15 protein-coding genes, 1 tRNA gene, 1 other RNA gene and 1 pseudogene are annotated in these 20,099 nt (G+C 56.1%); 9 read left to right on the top strand and 9 right to left on the bottom strand.

Annotated features, from left to right (window positions below; genetic code table 11):
• Positions 1–6: 6 nt before the first annotated feature.
• From leuA to CSTAT_RS01445, 5 genes are all read left to right on the top strand, one after another.
• On the top strand, positions 7–1,824 hold the full coding sequence (leuA, locus tag CSTAT_RS01465; protein ID WP_075722233.1) for a 2-isopropylmalate synthase: 1,818 nt from the start codon (positions 7–9) through the stop codon (positions 1,822–1,824).
• Positions 1,825–1,975: 151 nt separating this feature from the next.
• The gene (locus tag CSTAT_RS01460; RefSeq protein ID WP_075722232.1) at positions 1,976–3,754 is read left to right on the top strand and encodes a DNA polymerase III subunit epsilon; all 1,779 of its coding nucleotides are present in this window, start codon (positions 1,976–1,978) and stop codon (positions 3,752–3,754) included.
• A 58-nt stretch (positions 3,755–3,812) separates the two neighbouring features.
• The gene (locus tag CSTAT_RS01455; protein ID WP_075722231.1) at positions 3,813–5,090 is read left to right on the top strand and encodes a MurT ligase domain-containing protein; all 1,278 of its coding nucleotides are present in this window, start codon (positions 3,813–3,815) and stop codon (positions 5,088–5,090) included.
• Positions 5,091–5,849 (top strand): type 1 glutamine amidotransferase, encoded by a 759-nt coding sequence (locus CSTAT_RS01450; protein WP_075722230.1) that lies wholly within the window; start codon positions 5,091–5,093, stop codon positions 5,847–5,849.
• Positions 5,850–5,893: 44 nt separating this feature from the next.
• On the top strand, positions 5,894–7,777 hold the full coding sequence (locus CSTAT_RS01445; RefSeq protein WP_075722229.1) for an ABC transporter ATP-binding protein: 1,884 nt from the start codon (positions 5,894–5,896) through the stop codon (positions 7,775–7,777).
• 25 nt (positions 7,778–7,802) lie between these two features.
• Here the strand turns inward: CSTAT_RS01445 and recR are convergent, their stop codons facing one another.
• The 6 genes from recR to CSTAT_RS01415 all read right to left on the bottom strand — a co-directional run bounded on the left by recR (position 7,803) and on the right by CSTAT_RS01415 (position 14,335).
• Positions 7,803–8,459, bottom strand: coding sequence for a recombination mediator RecR (gene recR, locus CSTAT_RS01440; protein WP_075722228.1), 657 nt, complete (start codon positions 8,457–8,459; stop codon positions 7,803–7,805).
• Between the two features lie 142 nt (positions 8,460–8,601).
• The gene (locus CSTAT_RS01435) at positions 8,602–8,946 is read right to left on the bottom strand and encodes a YbaB/EbfC family nucleoid-associated protein (RefSeq protein WP_066840148.1); all 345 of its coding nucleotides are present in this window, start codon (positions 8,944–8,946) and stop codon (positions 8,602–8,604) included.
• Positions 8,947–9,071: 125 nt separating this feature from the next.
• Positions 9,072–12,224, bottom strand: coding sequence for a DNA polymerase III subunit gamma and tau (locus tag CSTAT_RS01430; protein ID WP_075722227.1), 3,153 nt, complete (start codon positions 12,222–12,224; stop codon positions 9,072–9,074).
• 30 nt (positions 12,225–12,254) lie between these two features.
• Complete coding sequence (locus CSTAT_RS01425) at positions 12,255–12,692, bottom strand: suppressor of fused domain protein (RefSeq protein WP_066792250.1); 438 nt, start codon at positions 12,690–12,692, stop codon at positions 12,255–12,257.
• A 120-nt stretch (positions 12,693–12,812) separates the two neighbouring features.
• Positions 12,813–14,084: an aspartate aminotransferase type Ic gene (locus CSTAT_RS01420; protein WP_075722225.1), complete on the bottom strand. Its 1,272-nt coding sequence runs from the start codon at positions 14,082–14,084 to the stop codon at positions 12,813–12,815.
• Between the two features lie 162 nt (positions 14,085–14,246).
• Positions 14,247–14,335 (bottom strand) — tRNA-Ser (locus CSTAT_RS01415).
• A 231-nt stretch (positions 14,336–14,566) separates the two neighbouring features.
• Here CSTAT_RS01415 and ffs point away from each other — a divergent pair.
• Positions 14,567–14,660, top strand: an RNA gene (gene ffs / locus CSTAT_RS01410) — signal recognition particle sRNA small type.
• Here the strand turns inward: ffs and CSTAT_RS01405 are convergent.
• From CSTAT_RS01405 to gluQRS, 3 genes are read right to left on the bottom strand one after another with little or no spacing between them, the layout of a single operon-like run.
• On the bottom strand, positions 14,658–15,005 hold the full coding sequence (locus CSTAT_RS01405; protein ID WP_075722224.1) for a hypothetical protein: 348 nt from the start codon (positions 15,003–15,005) through the stop codon (positions 14,658–14,660). The genes ffs and CSTAT_RS01405 overlap by 3 nt on opposite strands.
• 28 nt (positions 15,006–15,033) lie before the next feature.
• The gene (locus tag CSTAT_RS01400) at positions 15,034–16,596 is read right to left on the bottom strand and encodes a cation:proton antiporter (protein ID WP_066840153.1); all 1,563 of its coding nucleotides are present in this window, start codon (positions 16,594–16,596) and stop codon (positions 15,034–15,036) included.
• A gap of 13 nt (positions 16,597–16,609) precedes the next feature.
• Positions 16,610–17,641 (bottom strand): tRNA glutamyl-Q(34) synthetase GluQRS, encoded by a 1,032-nt coding sequence (gluQRS, locus tag CSTAT_RS01395; protein ID WP_083640589.1) that lies wholly within the window; start codon positions 17,639–17,641, stop codon positions 16,610–16,612.
• A 39-nt stretch (positions 17,642–17,680) separates the two neighbouring features.
• Here gluQRS and CSTAT_RS01390 point away from each other — a divergent pair, with 39 nt between their 5' ends.
• The 3 genes and pseudogenes from CSTAT_RS01390 (at position 17,681) to CSTAT_RS01375 (ending at position 19,967) form a co-directional block, all read left to right on the top strand.
• Entirely contained in the window at positions 17,681–18,379 is a 699-nt protein-coding gene (locus CSTAT_RS01390) for a queuosine precursor transporter (RefSeq protein ID WP_075723758.1), read from the top strand.
• An 89-nt stretch (positions 18,380–18,468) separates the two neighbouring features.
• Positions 18,469–18,705 (top strand): FAD-dependent oxidoreductase, encoded by a 237-nt coding sequence (locus CSTAT_RS01385; RefSeq protein WP_244892870.1) that lies wholly within the window; start codon positions 18,469–18,471, stop codon positions 18,703–18,705.
• 114 nt (positions 18,706–18,819) lie between these two features.
• Positions 18,820–19,967 (top strand): annotated as a pseudogene (locus CSTAT_RS01375) (IS3 family transposase).
• Positions 19,968–20,099: the final 132 nt, after the last annotated feature.

Genomic DNA, 20,099 nt, shown 5'->3' with positions numbered 1-20,099 from the left:
ATCCCCATGTCTCCTAAAGACTCTTTCATCTCTGCTCCTCGCGAAATCACTACTCCATCTGGGCCTCGCCGCGAAGGCCAACCGGCATGGAATAAGCAGCGCGCATCGTCCATGCCAGTAGACCGCTATCTGACTTTCGCCGAGGAAGTCGAAGAGATCACGCTGCCGGACCGCACTTGGCCAGATAAGAAGATTGAAGTTGCACCCCAGTGGTGTGCTGTTGACCTGCGCGATGGCAATCAAGCTTTGATCGACCCTATGTCTCCTGCACGTAAGCACCGCATGTTCGAGCTGTTGGTGAAGATGGGCTACAAGGAAATTGAGGTGGGTTTCCCTTCTGCATCGCAGACCGACTTCAACTTCGTGCGTGAAATCATTGAGCAAGACCTGATCCCAGAAGATGTCACCATCCAGGTTCTGGTTCAGGCGCGTGAGCACCTGATTCGCCGCACCTTCGAGGCTTGTGAAGGTGCAAAGAATGTCATCGTGCACTTTTACAACTCCACCTCCAAGCTGCAGCGCCGCGTGGTATTCCGTAAGGATCAGGCAGCAATTAAGAAGCTGGCAACCGATGCCGCAGAGCTGATCAAGTCCGTTGCTGTGGATTACCCCAACACCAACTGGCGCTGGCAGTACTCCCCAGAATCCTTCACTGGTACCGAGCTGGATTTCGCAGTTGATGTGTGTAACTCCGTGGTGGACATTATGGAAGCTACCCCTGAGAATCCAATGATCATCAATCTGCCATCGACGGTAGAGATGATCACCCCGAATGTTTACGCAGACTCCATCGAGTGGATGCACCGCAACTTTGCTAAACGCGATTCCATCATCTTGTCGCTGCACCCACACAATGACCGTGGTGAAGGCGTTGCCGCAGCAGAGCTGGGTTACATGGCAGGTGCTGACCGTATTGAGGGCTGCCTGTTCGGCAATGGTGAGCGCACCGGCAACGTCGACTTGGTGACCTTGGGTCTGAACATGATGACCCAGGGTGTTGATCCGCAGATTGATTTCACGGATATCTCCAGCATCCGCTCCACCGTTGAGTACTGCAACCAGCTGCGCGTTCCAGAGCGCCACCCATACGGCGGTGACTTGGTCTTTACTGCTTTCTCTGGTTCCCACCAGGACGCTATCAACAAGGGCATGGATGCTCTGGCAGATGCTGTTCGTCCAGGTGCAACGAATACCGATGTCACCTATGAAGAACTGCGTGAGTCCACCTGGGAAGTGCCTTACCTGCCTATCGATCCAAAGGATATTGGCCGCGACTACGAAGCCGTTATTCGCGTGAACTCCCAGTCCGGCAAGGGCGGCGTTGCCTACATCATGAAGACCGACCACGGTATCAAGATGCCACGTGCGATGCAGCCCGAGTTCTCCAACGTTGTCCAGGCAATTACTGATGCTGAGGGCGGCGAGGTCAACTCCAAGCACATGTGGGATATCTTCAACCAGGAATACCTGGAGCGCACTACTCCGCTGGAAGTTACTTCCTTCGATATCGACAACGCCGAGGCAGAAGATGAAGATGCCACGGTTGATGTCACCGTAATCTACAACGGCAAGGAATCTAAGATTTCGGGCCACGGTAACGGCCCAATCGCCGCTTATGCCAATGCGCTGGAGAAGCTGGACATCGACTTCGAGGTTCTGGAGTACAGCCAGCACGCGCGTACCGCTGGTGATGACGCGGAAGCTGCATGTTACATCGGCGCCGATGTCAACGGCATGAAGATGTGGGGCGTCGGCATTGCCGGTTCCACCACTCGTGCATCCCTGCGTGCTATGACCTCTGCTGTCAACCGTGCGCTGAGCTAATCGCTTCAGAAATTTCATAACCCCAGAGTCTCCGGGAATCTTTCTTCGGACTCTGGGGCTTTGTTCGCGGTGGGGTTTAAACGTGGAAGATTCCTCCGCCACAGGGTGGCTGAACTCCATCACTCAAGAAGGGTGAACTAGACTAATTGCGATGACTAGCACGAATGATAATCAGCGCACTGGCCGCCACACGGTCTCCAGGTCGCGCCGTGCTGCCTCCGCGCGCAAGGCTGCGGAATCTTCCGAAACAGCGCGCCCACTGCCCGGTTCATGGCCGGCTGCGCAACCTGGGACACCTGCGTCTGCAACTCCGGCAGCTGATAGCTCCGAGCAGGATTTAGCATCTGCCAAAAGTCCTGAGCACAACTCTAGTGAGCGCCAGCACGGTGAACGTCGCCCCAGCGAAGCTGAATTAGCGCGGCGCGAGGCAGTACAACAATTTCCCTATGTCGCTGTATCTTTAGGCGCCTCAGGGATTCATCCCGCGACTTCAAGGCTGATTTCTTTCGACGCCGTGACCTATAACGCTGAAGGCGAAATCGGGGACGCAACTTTTCTGGTCTTTTGCCCGGATTCAGATCCCGGCCCCAAACATCAGCATGGTTTAAGCCATGAAGAAGTCTCTGCGGGTATTCCTTTCAGCAAGGCTTTAAAGCGCATCGATCGCATTATCGATGACCGTACGATCATCGTGCACGATGCCACGGTGACCTGGGGATTTTTGGTCTCTGAAGCACGCCGCGCCATGACTGCAGCTGCACGTCAAAACCGCTCGCGCAACCGCAATGGTCGCAGCCGCTCGCGACGCATCAAGGTCGGACATATCCCCCGTCCTCAGGGCATCATTGATACTTTGGCAACCGCGCGCCGCCATGAGCTTCCGCTTACGGATCTCCGTCTAGCTTCGGTAGCTCTAGCCACCGGCATTCCAACTGCCCCACCAACCGCGACCGTCGAGCGTGCCCAACGCTCCGCGGAAGATACCGCACGTGCGGAAACGAATTTGTTGTGGCAGCTGCACAGCTTGCAAGCAAAACGTGGCGATGTTGTATGCCTGGATCCATCTGAGCTGCGCGCCGATAAATTCGGGCTCCAGCGCTCACACATCCGTGTCGATGCCATGGATGCCCCGCGCATGCACCACAACCCCGGCCCGTATGTGCCTGGGCGAGAGTTGGTGCGCGGTATGGAATTTGTCGTCGCGCCTGAAATCGCGATGGATCCCGACATCATCATCGAAGCTGGCGTGCGTGAAGAACTCAACTACGTCGAAAAGCTCTCGCGAGAAACTTCCGTTGTCGTCTGCAATATCACCACTGACCTGGTGGGCAAAGCAATGCACGCCGACCGCAAAGATATCCCGCTCATGGGTGATGAGGCATTCTTGGCTGCGCTCAAGCGCATCGAAGAAGCCGGCCCAGAGCCGCAGGTGGAAGAAAAGCCCACCACGGCTCCACGTCCGCAGCGCCGCAATCCAAATTCCAGCTCTGCTCCACGCCGCAGCAACACCTCCGGCAACGCCTCCACTGGCGCTAGCTCGTCGAATACCGGCGGTAGCCAGTCCAGCAATCGTCGACGTCGCCGCCGTCGCAGCGGCAGCGGCAGCACCAATGCAGCGCACGCTGGTAACCACAGCCAAGGTGGCAATAGCCAAAATAACAACCAGGGCCAAGACACAGCGCAGGGTTCGGCACAGCCTCAGACCGAGCAAGGTGCCCAATCTGGAAAGTCCCAGCCGGGCAAGAGCCAAGACGGTAACAACCATGGTGGAAACAACCAGTCAGGCAACGCTAAGTCCTCCAACCGTCGGCGGCGTCGCGGTGGACGTGGCGGGCGAAACCGCAATCGGTCACGCAACCAAGACAACCGCGGATCCGGTACCAGCGCAGCAGACTCCGGCGCTAAAAGCGCGGAGAAAAAGCAGTCTTAACCCCGGCGCGAGCACTGCAATATAACGTTGCGGCGCTGAATCCGACTAGCCTAGAACCATGAGTTTTCAACTGCCGCGACAAATAAAGAAGTTACGCGCTAAAACCGCTGTGGCTGCAGCACACCTAGCCACCTTTGCCTCCCGGGCAACCGGCCGCGGCGCCGGAGGAATGATTGGCGGACTAGTAGCCCGTGCCATCGATCCGGGCATCATGGAACAACTGGCAGGCGATCGTCCCGCGGTGATTGTCACCGGCACCAACGGCAAATCCACCACCACGCGCATGCTCGCAGCCGCGATGAATAAGAAATATGACATCGCTACCAATGACGGCGGCGACAATATGGACGCGGGTATTGTTTCCGCGTTGATGGCTGCTGAAAATGCTTCGCATATCGTGTTAGAAGTCGATGAGCTACACGTTCCACACGTCGCAGAGGCGCTTAAAACCCAGGCCCTGGTGTTGTTGAACCTTTCGCGCGACCAGCTCGACCGCGTAGGTGAAATCAACAAGATTGAACGCGCACTGCGCGGTGCGGTCGAGGCCAACCCCGACATGCTAGTTATTGCCAACTGCGATGACGTGCTGATGACCTCTGTTGCTTTTGACGCCAAGAATGTCATTTGGGTTTCTGCGGGTGCGGGCTGGTTAGGCGATTCCGTCAGCTGTCCGCGCACCGGAGGGCACATTGTGCGCACCGACGATGATTGGTACGCGGTGAAAAAGCTTGCCGATGGCCGCGAGTTCCGCCGCCCCACCCCAGCTTGGGCAGTAGATGATGGTGGCCTGGTCACCCCTGCTGGCCACACTGATTTAAACCTCGCGCTGCCGGGCCGGGCGAACCGCGGCAATGCGGCCCAAGCCATTGCCGCTGCAGTAGAGGCTTTCGATGTTGACCTTGAGGCCGCTGAAAGTGCTGCTGAGCAGGTCGTCGATGTCGCCGGACGCTACTCCACCATCCAGCGGGGTGAGCACCAGATTCGCCTGCTGCTGGCCAAGAACCCAGCCGGCTGGCAAGAAGCCTTGTCAATGATTGACCGCACCGCCGACGGACTCGTTATTGCCACCAATGGCCAGGTTGCCGATGGCGTGGATATGTCCTGGCTGTGGGATGTGAAATTCGAAGACTTTGAAGACCTTCCCGTCAAAGCCGCCGGTGAGCGCGGCACGGATTTGGCGGTGCGTTTGGTCTACGCCGACATCAGGCATGAGCTAATCCCCGATCCGGTCGCAGCGATTGATTCCTGTCCGCCGGGACGCGTGGAAGTTCTGGCGAATTACACCGCGTTTCGCGATTTGAAAAAGGCCCTCGAGCGCCAAGAAAAGGAGTCCTAAATGTCTATCGAACTCAATATTGGCCTCGTTTTACCTGATGTCTTAGGCACTTACGGCGATGATGGCAATGCTCTCGTGCTGCGCCAGCGTGCTCGCCTGCGCGGTTGGAAGGCAGAAATCCACCGGATTAACTTGGGCGATGCCGTGCCTGAATCCTTGGATTTGTACACCGTGGGTGGCGGCGAAGACACCGCGCAGATTCTCGCGGCAGAGCACTTGCGCAACAACCCGGGGCTTAGCCGCGCGGCCCAGGCGCAGCGCCCTATCTTCGCAGTCTGTGCAGGTTTGCAGGTGCTCGGCGAATCCTTCCGCGCCTCAGGTCGGGTTGTCGATGGCTTAGGGCTTATCGATGCCACCACCACTCCCCTGGCAGAGCGCGCCATCGGCGAGGTAGCCACCACCCCTACTGGTGCTGGTTTTACTGCAGAGCTCACCGAGCCGCTGACCGGTTTTGAAAACCATTTGGGTGCCACCATTTTGGGTTCTTCTGCGCAACCTTTGGGCACCATTGAACGTGGCACTGGCAATTCCGATGAGGCAGCTACCTTTGAGCTTCCCGATGGTAAGGTACAGCGCCACGGCGAAGGAGCCGTGCAGGGCAGCGTCATTGCCACCTATATGCACGGGCCTTGTCTAGCGCGTAACCCACAGTTGGCAGATTTGCTCTTAGCCAAAGCTACTGGGCAGGCACTCAGCGATCTGGAGCCGTTGGATCTGCCGGCCGTCGATAAGCTGCGTGCGGAGCGTCTTCGCGGCTAAATCCGCCCACGTACATGCTGCCAAGCGAGTAATATTAGCTGGTAATGAGTATGCGTGGAGGTGGTGGACCGCGAGGCGCGCGCGTGTCCAATGCTGATTATGAAGCCCAGCGGGAAATCAACCGGCAAGCGCCAAAAATTAAGGATCTCGGCTCACGTATCTTTGGGCTCTTTCGTCCTTATCGCGCGCAAATTTCCGTCATCATTGTCATGGTATTTTTGTCGGCTGGGTTAAGCATTCTGCCCCCGCTTTTAACCCAGCGGGTCTTTGATGAAGGGCTTTTCCCTGACGCGGGTGGTCCTAATATGCCGGTCCTGCTAAAACTAGTCGGCGCCATGCTGGCACTTTTTGTCGTCATCCAGCTAATTTCAGTGGTGCAGACCTATTACACCGCGCGCGTGGGCAATCGCGTTATGGGTGACTTGCGCATCAAACTCTTCGCACATCTGCAGTCGATGGAACTGGCGTTTTTCACCCGCACCAAAACCGGTGTCATCCAGTCGCGTCTACAAAATGATGTCGGCGGCGTCGCCGGGGTGCTTTCGAATACGGTCTCCAGTGTCATTGGCAATACCGTCACAGTAATTTCCGCCTTTATCGCCATGCTGTTGTTGAGCTGGCAACTCACCATCATTGCTCTGATCGTCTTGCCGTTTTTAGTCTGGGGACAACGCCGCGTTGGTCAAATCCGTGCACGCATCGCGGGGCAAACGCAAGAATCACTCTCTGAAATGTCAGCCATCACCCAGGAGACCCTATCGGTCTCCGGCATCTTATTGGCCAAGACTTATTCACGGCAAAGCGCGGAAGTAGAACGCTACGCACAAGAAAACAGCCACCAAATTTCGCTACAAGTGCGCCAAGCGATGAGTGGCCAGCTCTTCTTCGCCGTGATACAGGTATTTATGTCGGCGGTCCCGGCCATTGTTTATCTGGTCTCCGGCTGGCTGTTGACCGCTGGTAGCAGCGGTAGCTTTGCCTTTGGCGAAGCAGGAATCACCGCCGGAACCATCGTGGCTTTTACCACCGTGCAATCGCGTCTCCTCTTTCCCATGATGGGTCTGATGCGCGTGGCTTTAGACTTACAAACCTCCTCAGCACTATTTGCGCGTATTTTTGAGTATTTGGATCTTCAGCCGGCTGTCGTGGATGCGCCTGATGCGAAGTTACCATCGGATCTGCCTGGTCGTGCTGGCCACGTCCAGTTCGACAACGTAAGCTTCCGCTATGACGACGCATCGTCTGAGTCACGCCCCACTCTTGATGGCGTATCTTTTGATATCGCTCCGGGGCAGTTCGTGGCTTTCGTGGGCGCATCAGGCTCAGGTAAAACCACCATCGGTAATCTCATTCCGCGTTTGTATGATGCGAGCTCAGGCACGGTGTTATATGGCGGCGATGACGTGCGCACATTAAAGCAAAAAGAGCTCATGGCGCAGATTGGCGTGGTCACCCAAGAGCCGTACTTATTCCACGCATCGATCGCGGATAATCTACGCTATGGCAAGCCGGATGCGAGCCAAAAGGAAATTGAGCAAGCCGCGCGCATGGCGAATATCCATGAGACCATCTCTAGCTTTGAAACCGGCTATGACACGATCGTTGGGGAGCGCGGTTACCGGCTTTCCGGTGGTGAGAAGCAACGCATCGCAATTGCACGCGTGCTCCTGAAAAACCCACGGGTCTTGGTTCTCGATGAAGCCACCAGTGCGCTCGATACTGTCAATGAACGCGCCGTACAACATGCGCTTGATACCGCTGCTGAAGGGCGCACCACGATTGCTATTGCGCACCGCTTGTCCACTGTCGAAGGCGCCGACCGTATCTTTGTCGTCGACCGTGGACGGATTATCGAGTCTGGCACGCACGAAGAACTTCTTGCCTTCGATGGCGCCTATGCACGGCTGTACTCCCAACAGGAAGACTAAGCCGTATCGCTTAGTCTTCCTGCTGCTAGATGGTTAACCGCCCTTGCAGCGCGCGGGAGAGAGTTAATTCGTCCACGAACTCCAAGTCCCCGCCCAACGGCATTCCTGAAGCCAAGCGGGTGATTTTGAGGTTCGGGAAATCACGCAGCAAGCGCACCAAATACGCCGCGGTCGCTTCGCCTTCGGTATTCGGATCGGTAGCCAAGATGACCTCGGTAATTTCCGGGGTTTCATCGTATTGCGGGTTTTCTTTTGTCGAGTCCGCAAGCTCACGATCCGGCAGTACTCCACCGATGCGTTGCAGGAGCTGCGAGATATTCAAATCTTTCGGTCCCACATTGGCCAGAGGATCTAAGGCGCCACCAAGTACGTGGTAACGGCCTTCATATTCGCCGGTGCGCTCAATGACCTGGATGTCTTTGGGTTCTTCGACCACGCAAATGGTGCTTTTATCGCGCTGGGAGTTCACACAGATGCGGCATACTGATTCACGCGAGATATTGCAGCAAATACGGCAGAAGGTCACGCCATCACGCACGGACGTCAAGGCACTCGTCAGCCTGTCGATGTCCTCTGGGTCCATGGTCAGAACGTGAAACGCAATTCTCTGCGCGCTTTTTGGACCTACCCCAGGAAGTCGCGACAGCTCATCAATGAGGTCTTGCAACGGCCCTTCAAACACGCTTAACTACGTCCTTTCATCACGATCATCTGTGCACTTTCGCTGCTGTTATCTGCGGCGGCTACGGCAACATTAAAAGACCGCGCTCGTTTCACTAGTGTAAAACGCACGCGGTCTTAAAATAAGTGGAAACTAGTTCAGCTTAGCCGAACATGCCAGACATTCCGCCATCGTTCATGCCCTGGGAAAGCGGACCAATCTTTTCTTGTGCCAGCTGGCCTGCCTTTTCGTGTGCATCCTTGAATGCGCCGAAGACGAGGTCCTGTAGGGTTTCTACGTCTTCTGGGTCCACGACGGACTTATCAATCTTCAAGTCAACTAGCTCTGCACCACCGGTCATGGTGACGGTAACCATGCCGTTGCCTGCGGTGCCCTCAACGTTGGTAGCAAGGATTTCTTCCTGTGCCTTTTGTAGTTCAGCCTGCACACGTGCAGCCTGCGCCAGGATGTCGTTCATGTCTGGGGTGGAGTTTTCTGGAGTAGTCATTGCATACCTTCCATCGGTGCTTTTCATTAAAGGATTTCTAAAATTTAAGTGTACCGATTTCCCGCCTTTTCATCGCGGCAAAGCCGCCATGATCACTAACAGCCAACGCCGGCTTGCCGGCATTGCTACAGCTTGCGCGCGCCGAGTTCTCTTTCGAGTAGTTCCATGGCCACCTCAGTGGCACTGCGCCTATCTAAATTGCCTTGCTCGCGAGCATCATCCATCATCTCGTTTTCTTGTGCTTCACGAGAATACGCAGCCTGCGGCTGAGCCACGGGCTCCTGCTCTTGCCCATTTTGTGGCTGGGTTTGTGGTTGCGCTGGTGGCTGTGCTTGCGGTGCATTGCTTGGCGATGCTCCGTTGTGAGCCGTATTCGCTTGCGGCTGTGCCGTCCCGCCACCAAAACCGCCCTGGTTTCGGGCAGCGTTTTGCGCCGGCCGCTGACTCTGACTCTGCGGTGCATAAGCATCTTCAGGCGGCACTGACTCATACTCCGGGTACGCCTCTGGCCCTGGATCGGGTGGCAAAGGACGACCGTCGCTGAACGTGTCTGAATTTCTCAATTCCTGTTCACGCTGTTGTGTCTGCGCCTTGGCTTGAGCAATGCGTGCACGCCAATCAACCTGGCCCGATTCTTCCTGTGCCGGCGCTACAGGCTTACTCGCAGCAGGTTGAGCCGCAGCAGGCTGCGTAACGGCAGGCGCTGCAGCGGGAGGCTGATTCATCACTGGTTGCGATTGTTCAGGTTGAGCTGGCTGCGCGAAGTTGGATTGCTGCGCCGGTTGCGTAGCTCCTTGCGGATCCTGCGCAGCATCACGTGCGCCACCCATGTTTCCGCCCAGTGCGCGTGGGGTTCCCCACCCAGATGCAGCTTGTCCAGCTCCATTGGAGTGCGGTGTTTCTTGCTGGGAAGGCTCGGGTTCCTGAGGATTATTTGGACGTGGCTGTTGTACCTGGTTTTCTACAGACTCATCCGCTGGCTGCGAAGAAGCGGGAGTGTTGTAGTCCCTAGGACTCTCTGACTCCTGATCGTCATCACCAGTTTCGCGCGCTGCATTATTCGCAGCACGTGGGTTCCACGTCTTCGGCTTCGGTGGAGCCGCACTAAACCCAGCAGCTGCAGGGTCCGTGCCCACAATGCACTGGACCGCTAACTGGTATCCAGCTTCTTCAGCAACGACGGCGACAACGTCCTTGTTATTCGCTGGCGCATTCAACCGTTCAGCCAATGCTCCCGTGGTATGCCCCAGGATCAAGGTGTTATCACGCAAGCCCAGCACACGTGCCTCGGTGAGCATGATGCCCGCGATTTTATTGCGCTTGGATACGCTCGCACGCAGTTGCTGCCAGTTATTGCGCAGCTGCTCCACCACATCCTCAGGGCTTGTTGCGGCAGCAGGTGTTCCTGCTTCGGACGCAGTCTCCTCAGGTGCCGTCACCTCAGAGGTGGTCTGCTCGGGCTCAGCAGCCTCTTGCTGAGCTGTCTGTTGGTGCTGCTCTGCTTCCTGTGACGGAGCTGGCTCAGATGTTTCCACTGGAGCAGGCCAGGATTGCTGCACGTCTTGCTGCAGCTCGGAGACAGGTTGCGCCGGTGGTTGCTCTGCCGTGGGCGAAGCCGCTTGTGGCTGAGATGCCTGCGGCTGCTGCGGAGCCCACTGAGCCTGCGGTTCTTGTCGTTCTTGCGGTGCAGATTGCTCTGCGCCTTGTTCTGCGGACTGACGGTTGTCGTACGCAGGCTGAGCAGCTGGCTGTTGCACCGGTGTCTGCTCTGCGGGTGCCTGCTCGGCAGGAGTCTCCTGAGGGGGTGCCGGCTGCGCAGGCTGCTGGGTCCACTGCTCCTGCTGTGGCTGTTGCTGCGGGGCTTGCTGAACCTGCTGCGGTGGCCTCTGCGCTTGAGGCTGTTGCTGGCTTTGCTGCGACTGGCTTTGCTTTGCCTGGCTCTGCTGGGGCTGAGTTTGTTCGCGCTGCTGGTTGCGGCGGGCTGCAATCGCGGCGGCGGCCTGTTGGGCAGCGGCCATTCCTGATGGAGCGTTACTGCCTTGGCCGCTGCCACCTTGTGTAGTGCCTGAAGGGCTATTGCCCGCGGGCGTACCGCCGGTAGGCGTGCTGGTCCCGGCGTTCGTTCCGGAGCCAGCTGGAGCAGCTTGCGCAGGAGGAGAACCGGCGACAGAAACTTCCGTTGAGGCTGGTTCCATGACTAGGTGGGCGCAGAGAATCTCCAGCAAGAGTCGTGGTGAGGTAGCACCACGAAGGGCGCCAATTTGTTCATTGACTGTCGCAGCATAATGCGCCAGCTGCGTGCCGTTAAATAGTTGGGCCTGTTCGGTGAGAATTTGGCCGCGGTCGACGGGGGCATCGACAAGCCCGGCAGCAATGGCGTCGGGAACTGCTTGCAAGATCATCAAATCGCGCAGACGAGCTAAAAGGTCAACGGCGAAGCGGCGTGGTTCGTGACCGGCTTCAATAATGGCATCGACGTGCTTAAACAGCGCGGCCTTATCGCCCTGGGCCAGCGCTGCGATGGTGTCATCAAGCAAAGTCTCATCGGTAACACCCAGAAGCGGGCGCGCGATGTCATAGGTCAGGCCATTTGGACCGGCACCAGCAAGAAGCTGATCCAGAATCGACAAAGTATCACGCGGGGAGCCACCACCGGCGGAAATCACCATTGGGTAGACGGAGTCTTCCACGAAGACGCCCTCTGATGCCACGGTGCGCTCAAGCAGGCCTTTCATCGCCGGCGGAGTAAGCAGGCGGAAAGGATAATGGTGCGTACGCGAACGGATGGTGCCAATGACCTTATCCGGTTCCGTAGTCGCGAAAATGAAGATGAGGTGCTCTGGTGGCTCCTCCACAATCTTCAACAGCGCGTTAAAGCCCTGGTTAGTAACCATGTGGGCCTCGTCGATGATGAAGATGCGGTAGCGGGAATCCGCTGGCGCGTAATAAGCGCGCTCACGCAGCTCACGCATATCTTCCACGGAGTTATGCGATGCCGCATCCAGCTCCGTGACATCCAAGTTGCCAGGCCCACCAGGCGCCAATGAAATACAGCTAGCGCACTGGCCACAGGGTTGAGACGTTGGGCCTTGCACGCAGTTTAAAGAACGCGCCATAATGCGCGCAGACGAGGTTTTGCCACAGCCGCGCGGACCGGAAAATAGGTAGGCGTGGTTAATGCGCCCTGCATCGAGTGCTGCCGAGAGCGGTTGGGTTACTTGTTCCTGCCCAACTACTTCAGCAAAAGTCGCTGGACGATATTTCCGGTATAAAGCCACGGTGGTGATTCTACCTTCTACAACATGGGGCTAAGAATCTGCGCGTGTCCAGTCCAAGATGTCAATGTTGGACTCCGCTACTGCCTGCTGCATCGCGGCCACGCCTTCTTCCACAGCATAGGCATATTCAGCATGAGTAAGCATGATCAGCTGCAACCCTAAGGTGAGCCGGTCTTCTTCTTCGACTTGTGGAGAAGGCCCGCCCCACAGATAAGGCGCAATCAACATGCCGTGGGAAACCGTAATATCGGACGCCTGGTCAAGGGCGGATTCAATATTGGGCACTAAGACACCTGGCTGCGCGGCAATCTCGCCACCTGCTTCTTGCAGCTTCTTCGCCACGCCCACCACGGCAGCGGCAACGGCTGCTTGCGGCGCACGTGCAACCGCAATGATCTCACAGCGCACAGGCATCTCAGTTCCTTGTTTGACCAACCCAGTATCCACATCAGCGAACTGGGTGGTCACGGCAAGGCTTTGGGCATCATCAAGCGCGGCTAGACCTAAATGCCAGCCGTCGACCTTTTTAAACTCCAGGTCGCCCGGGATGATTCCGTCTAGCCAAACAGCGGTTTCCTCGCGGTTAATTTAGGCACCTAATTTCTCAATTGCAGCCAACAGGATGCACGTTGCGACGCCATCCATGGCTTCTTCTACTTCTTCCTGCGGTGGCATCGACGGCGCCAAGCGGATATTGCGGTTATTCGGATCATCATTGCCTGGGAACGCCGAGCCAGCCTTGGTCAGCACAATGCCGGCTTCCTTCGCCAGCTCCCACACGCGCGTGGCGGTGCCGTCAATAACGTCGACGGAGATGAAATAGCCACCTTCAGGCTTGGTCCACCGCGCAACGTCGTACTCACCCAGACGGTCTTGCAAAATATTCTGCACAGCGGTGAACTTCGGCGCGAGGATGCCAGAATGCTTGCGCATTACCGAACGCACTCCTTCAGCTGAGCCAAAGTAGTTCGCATGCGCCAGCTGGTTGAGCTTATTGGGACCAATGCCGCGAGAATTAGCAATGGACATGTACCAGTCCAGGTTTTCGCGCGAAGAGCCGAAGAAGGCTACGCCAGCGCCCGCGAAGGTGATCTTCGACGTCGAGGACAAAACCCAGAAACGGTTCGGGTTGCCGGCCTTTTCCGCGATGCCCAGCACATCGATGATTTCAGGGAATTCATCAGTCAAGGTGTGCACGGCATAGGCGTTATCCCACATGATGCGGAAATCCGGGGAAGCCGTTTCCATAGCCGCGAGCTTTTCGATGCTTTCCTTGCTAAACGTCACCCCAGTCGGGTTAGAGAACATTGGTACTGCCCACATGCCCTTCACCGAAGGGTCCTTGGCCAGCTCAGCGATAGCGTCAACGTCTGGCCCATCTTCGAGCATTGGCACGGTGACATTTTCAAAGCCGAACTGCTCAGAGATGGTGTGGTGGCGGTCGTAGCCTGGCACTGGGCAGATCCACTTGCGCTGCTCATCAGCAAACCATGGCTTTTCGGAATCGTTATTACCGAACGCGCAGGACCACGAGATGAGATCGAACTGGATATTCAGCGAGGAGGAATCTGCAGCCAACAGTTGCGCAGGGTTAATGCCAAGCAGCTCGCCCCAGAGTTCACGGATATCAGCAATGCCTTCACCGTTGCCGTAGTTTCGCAGGTCGGTGCCGTTTTTATCCGTGTAGTTATCTACACCAGGCAAAGACAGCAGCTCATCTGCTAGGTCCAGCTGTTCAGCCGAAGGCTTGCCTCGCGTCAGATCGAGCTTGAGACCCTTTGCTTTGAGCTCTTCATAATTTTTACGAGTGCGGTCAGCTAATTCTTTTAGCTGATCAGAGTCAAGTTCAAGCAGCGACATGAGACGTGCTCGCCTACCTTTCGGTTCTGTATAAGGCCCTATGTAGAGTCCAATAGTAGCGAATTTATACAGCCGCTGTTTTCACATCCCCGCATCTGCGGGCAAGTGGCAAAACAAAAAATCTCGGACCCTGCCTCTAGTGCAGAAGTCCGAGATTTTCACTGGCGGAGGATGTGGGATTTGAACCCACGAGGGGCGTGAACCCCGCACGCGTTCCAGGCGTGTGACATAGGCCGCTAGTCGAATCCTCCGAGAAGAAACATTATCAGCACGGGCAACACCACACAAAATCAGCAGGTCACAACGTATTTTAAAGGAAATTATTAGAGTACCGAGTTTGCACTACCGGGCTTCCTAGGACTGCGCCCCAGTGAATGTCTCGGCGCGCCTCAGCGCGCCCCTTTTCGCCAGAGAGCATTCTCGGCATGCCCTTTGCATACCCTTTATTTTGTAATGCAGTCGCTCAAGCGCTAGGCTCTAGGAGAGGATTCCGCGTGGCGTCATCCTGTGAACTCCCCCAGGGCAGGAATGCAGCAAGGGTCAGCAGGCTCTGTCGGGTGCGCGGGGTCCCTTTTAAGTTTCCAAGGACGCGACGTCAAAGTCATCTTGCTCAAGCCATTCCAAATGAGGTGGCGTGTTCATTCCCCACTCTTGACGCTTAGCTAGGAAAGCTTCGATGACTTCGGATTCTGCATAGCCCCCATCGAAAAGATACTGACGGAACCCGCGCGGGCCAGCATCTTTAATCCACAGCCAAATGTAGTCGAGCAGGGAATTGTCCCCGATCAGGTCTTCTAAACCTTCGGGGATAAATTGACGTTCGGTTTCGAGGCGGTCTTTCAGGTCTTTGTCAAAGAACCCGTACAGGTAGTCCATGCTCGCGTCGTCTTCGGCGTATTCGTAAATTCCCTGCCCATCCATAGCTGCCAGTGTAGCCAGAAATCTTTTCTTACTTCCGGTCGTTGACTGTCAACAGTGCACGGTCAACTTCGGCCAGGATTTCATCGACGATAGCGGGATTGAATTCCCTGTTCTTACGCATATGCAGTAGCTCTTCTTGCGAAGCAAGCAATGCAACTTCACGGGCTTTGCTGGCCTCCGTGCGAGCGCGTTTAATCTTTTCCATACGCACGCTGCGCTCATCTGATGATAAGTCGCCGGCACCGAGGTTTTCCTCAAACCAGTTATCCACGGCGACGGCGATTTCCGGGTCGAGAGTGTCGGCATAGTTGCGCAGGCTGCGCATCGCGGCTTGGCGCGAGCGTTCAGAGACAACAGCGCGCATGGCATCTTCGGCGGATTCTGCCTGCGAGCGCAAAGACAATTGGTTCATCAGCCACGGCAGCAACATGCCCGGGACCACCATGGTTATCAGCAACACCGTGAGCGCAATAACCGCGAGTTCATGATGATAGGCCAAAGCGCCGGTGGGAATAGACAAAATCAGTGCCAGTGTCACGAGTCCGCGCATACCCGACCAGGTCATTAAGAGGACTTCTTGCAGGCGGGTGGGTGCGCTGCGCCGCTGCCCAGTCTGGCGGTTAATTAGGCACACAATATACATCCATACTCCGCGAATGACGATGGCAACCAGCGAAAGGCCAACACCAACGAAGACGGAATGCCACAGGTCAGAGCCAACCTCATCAATGGCATCGCGCACGGACATGCCGATGAGACCAAAGGCGACGCCGGTAAAAAGCAGCTCGGCAGAATCCCAGAAATTCTGCCCCGAGGAACGGTCTTGCGCAATCAACGGTGCCCGGGAGCTTAATTCAATAGCGGCGATGACCACGGCGATAACACCGGAGGCTCCCAAATATTCCGCGGTGATATAGGTGCCAAATGGCACCACCCAGGTCAGTGCATTACGCGCGGTGGAATCATCGATATGCTTCATAAACCACGCTGCTGCCCGGCCAATAACCAGTCCCAAGACAGCGGCAACCACCGACGAGTAAACAAAGTTCAATACTCCGCTGGCAACGGAGAGATCATTTCCTTCGGTAACCGCGAAAAGCGCTAGATGGAAAAGCACAATCGATGCGGCGTCATTAAACAACCCTTCGGTCTGCAAGGACGTTGTAATGCGGTGCGGGATACCTGCTGGTTCGGCTACTGCTTCCACGGCAACGGGATCCGGTGGGGCGATTGCCGCGCCAATCAAAATCGCGCCGGCAAGCCCAATACCGGGAAGCCAGAAATATGCTGCGGCACCAACGCCTGCGGTAGTAATGACCACCAAAACCACGGACAGCAACAAGATGGTGCGCCATTGTTCGCGAATCACGCCCCACGAAGTCCGCCGGGCTAACGCCCACAACAGCGGCGGTAAGAAGATAGGAAGAATCAACTCCGAAGGCACTGTAAAGGTTGAAAACCCTGGGATGAACACCACCGCGGTGGTCAACAATGTCAGCAAAGCTGGCCAGGGCAAACCTGTCTTATTACCTAATGCGACAGCAAAGACCGTCGCGGCTAAAAGCCCGGTTAAGACCATCAAAATATCCATGCGCTGGAGTCCTTTAAGTGTTGGCAGTCCATGTAAAAGGCTGGTGTGCGGCGTCGCGCTGTGCAAAGTCTTGCGGATCAAATGCTTCCAGTAGCTCATCAGCGCTATGGATTCCAAAATAACCTAAAGACTGCGCAAGCTGCTCAATAATGGATGCGATCTCTGTAGTTTTTAACATCTCTCGCAAGGTCACTGCCCCATCGCGTTTGGCTAAGCGCTGGCCTTTGTCATTTAAGACCAAGGGAACGTGCACATACTGCGGGATGTCATAGCCTAAAAGTTGCGCGAGATACGCCTGCCGGGGCGCTGATGACAATAAATCATCACCGCGCACGACTTGATCAATACCTTGCTCCGCGTCATCAACGACGACCGCCAGATTATAGGCCCAATCCGGGCCCAGTGGGCCAATCTGATTGGCATTGCCGCCCCGGCGCAAAATCATGTCATCAACATCACCGGTGTATTCGCCAGCCAATTCATCAAAGACCGTAAACGTGGATACCTCGGAGCGCAGACGAAGGGCGGGGACGCGGGAGGCATCGGCAAGCAATGCTCTTTTCTCAGCTCTTTCCTCGTCGCTCAAATCCCGACAGGTCCCGGGATATTGCCCGGGAATGGCATGCGGGGCAGAGGCTGCTTCCTGGATGTCTTTGCGCGAGCAATAGCACTCATAGTGTGGAAGCTTCGCCAAAGCCTTTTCATAGATGTCATAGCGATCCTGCTGGTAGATAACCTCCCCGTCCCATTCCAACCCCAGCTGATCCAAATCTTCTAACTGACGCTGCGCCGACTCCGGCGTGGAGCGCTGCTGGTCAATATCTTCGACCCTCATGAAAAACTTCCGGTTGGTGCTGCGCGCATACAACCACGACAACAAGGCTGTGCGCAGGTTGCCAAAGTGCAAGTCCCCTGATGGACTCGGCGCATAACGCCCCGCACCCTGAGTGTTGCTGTGCGGCTCGCTGCGATGGCGACCTGGCTGCGTGCCGGCTTGCTTTTCCTGCGTTGTTTGGGTGTTCGTGCTGTGTGGCAAAAAATGCATAATTTCTAGGTTACGACTTCAGGTGCGAAGATGTATTTCATGACAAGTAAATCGGCAACCGCAACCGCAGAAAATGGCGGCGAGAGCATCCGATTCATCCCGGTACAGTCCACTCTGTATCCGTGGTTGGTCACGGTGTTTGTCGTCGTCTTCCTTATTTCCAACATCAACGCCACCAAGGGTGTTGAACTTGGCCCTTTGATCACAGACGGCGCGTTTTTCTTATTCCCTCTGGCTTATATCGTCGGCGACGTGCTGGCCGAATGCTACGGCTTTAAATCCACCCGGCGCGCCATCTATATCGGCTTTTGCATGGCAATTTTGGCCGTGGTGTGCTTCTATATCGCTATTTGGCTGCCTGCGGCAAGCTTCTATGAAGGCCAAGAAGCCTTCGCTGCGACCTTAGGCTTGGTGCCACAAATTGTTCTGGCTTCTCTGGCGGGCTACCTGGTGGGCCAGCTGCTCAACGCCTGGATCATGAACGCGATGAAGAAACGTTCTGGCGAAGGCGGTTTGAAGACCCGCTTGATTGCCTCCACCGTTGTTGGTGAATTTGGCGACACTTTGCTGTTTTGCGCCATCGCCGCGTCCGTCATCGGTGTCGACTCCGTCGGCGGCTTCATCAACTACGTCGCCGTGGGCTTTTTCTGGAAGACACTCATTGAAATTGTGCTCTTGCCGGTGACCACCCGAGTGATCGCGTGGGTGAAAAAGCGCGAAGATTACGTTCCGGTGTAAATAACTCCCGTCCCGTTTGTGATTAGGCTTGGTGTAGCAACGTTTAGTGGCTCGCCAAGCCATTTCTTTTTATGAAAGGGCAGGGTTTTTTGGCAACGACAACTAATCAGGCTGAAACTACCGTGGATGTGCTGGTTATCGGTTTTGGTAAGGCCGGCAAGACCATCGCCATGAACCGCGCGGAGCACGGCGACCGCGTCATTTTGGTGGAGCAGTCCCCGAAAATGTACGGCGGCACCTGCATCAATATTGCGTGTGTTCCGACCAAGACCATGCTGGTGGATTCCGAGCACGGCGTAAATTACGAAGATTCGGTTCGGACCTGACCCCCGTTAGGTAGACACCCCGGATTCCAGCCACTGTGGTTGGGAAGGAAGGAAATCTACCACCATGCCCGCGTCAAGGTTTACACGGAACAGTTCAAGCGCGACGCCGTCGCGATGCTCGAGGCGAGCCCAGATGCTTCGATGCGCAAAGTCGCAAAAGAGCTCGGGATCAATCGCTCGACCCTGGGATACTGGTACAAGCAGTTTGATACCAACGTTGCCGCTAATGATGCAGGCTCGTCACCGGCAGCTAAGCTTGCTGATGCGGAGCGAATTCGCCAGCTAGAGCGCGAAAACAAGCGGCTTCGTCAAGAGCGTGAAATTCTGCGCAAGGCCGCGAAGTATTGTGCGGAAGAGACGACCTGGTGATCCGCTTCCAGTTCGCCTGTGACGATATCCCCGACTACTCGGTTAAGCGGATGTGCGAAGTTCTAAACCTTAACCGGTCTTCGTACTCCAAGTAGAAGAATTCGGCTCCACGTCGTAGTCAGCGCCTTTTAGATGACGCTCTGGTGGCCGCTGAGATCCAGGCCATTTTCGACGCTGAAAACGGCGTCTGGGGCGCTCGTCGCATCACTACCGAACTCAACGACCCCACACATCGCGACGGTGCTACAACCCCTGCCAAGCGGATCAATCGCAAAAAGGTGGCCCGCTTGATGCAGGCCCAGAACCTATTCGGATTTCAAAACAAGCGCAGGGTCAAGACCACCGTGCGCGACACAGGCCGGCGCGTGTTCGCAGACTTGGTGAACCGTGACTTCACCGACCACGCTCCGAATCGTGTGCTGGTCGGCGATATTACGTATCTGCCGATCGCAGACGGAACGAACATGTACTTGGCAACAGCTATTGATTGTTTCTCCCGCAAACTTGTTGGGTTTGCTATCGCAGATCACATGCGTACCGAACTGGTAGAAGAAGCCCTCGAAAACGCTTCCCACCTGCGAGGAGGTCTTGACGGTGCGATTTTCCACTCAGATCACGGAATCGTCTACACCTCATCGTAGTCCCAGACAACATGCAGGCGCTTGGGCGTTACCCAGTCGATGGGCGCGGTGGGAACCAGCGCGCATAATTCCCTCGCTGAGTCGTTTAACGCAGCGTTGAAGCGAGAGGTCCTCAAGGATACGAAGACGTTCGCCAACCAGCTGATCTGCCGTAGGAATGTCTTCCGCTGGTGCGTGCGCTACAACACTTGCCGCCGACACACTTGGTGCGGATATCAAACTCCCGATGAGTTTGAGTCGCAAACCACATAAAGAGTGATAGGCTTACACCTACATTTTATACACCCCAAGGTATCTACTCTCTGGAGGTCGGGCCCGTTCCTCCCAGACGGTGAAGGTGTGCACCATTTCTGGGGGCTCGGTTGCGTTACAGGTAGGACAGCT

This window comes from Corynebacterium stationis, from assembly GCF_001941345.1.
In the GTDB taxonomy this organism is placed as follows: Bacteria; Actinomycetota; Actinomycetes; order Mycobacteriales; family Mycobacteriaceae; genus Corynebacterium; species Corynebacterium stationis.
This window is presented reverse-complemented; position numbering and strand designations above follow the sequence as displayed.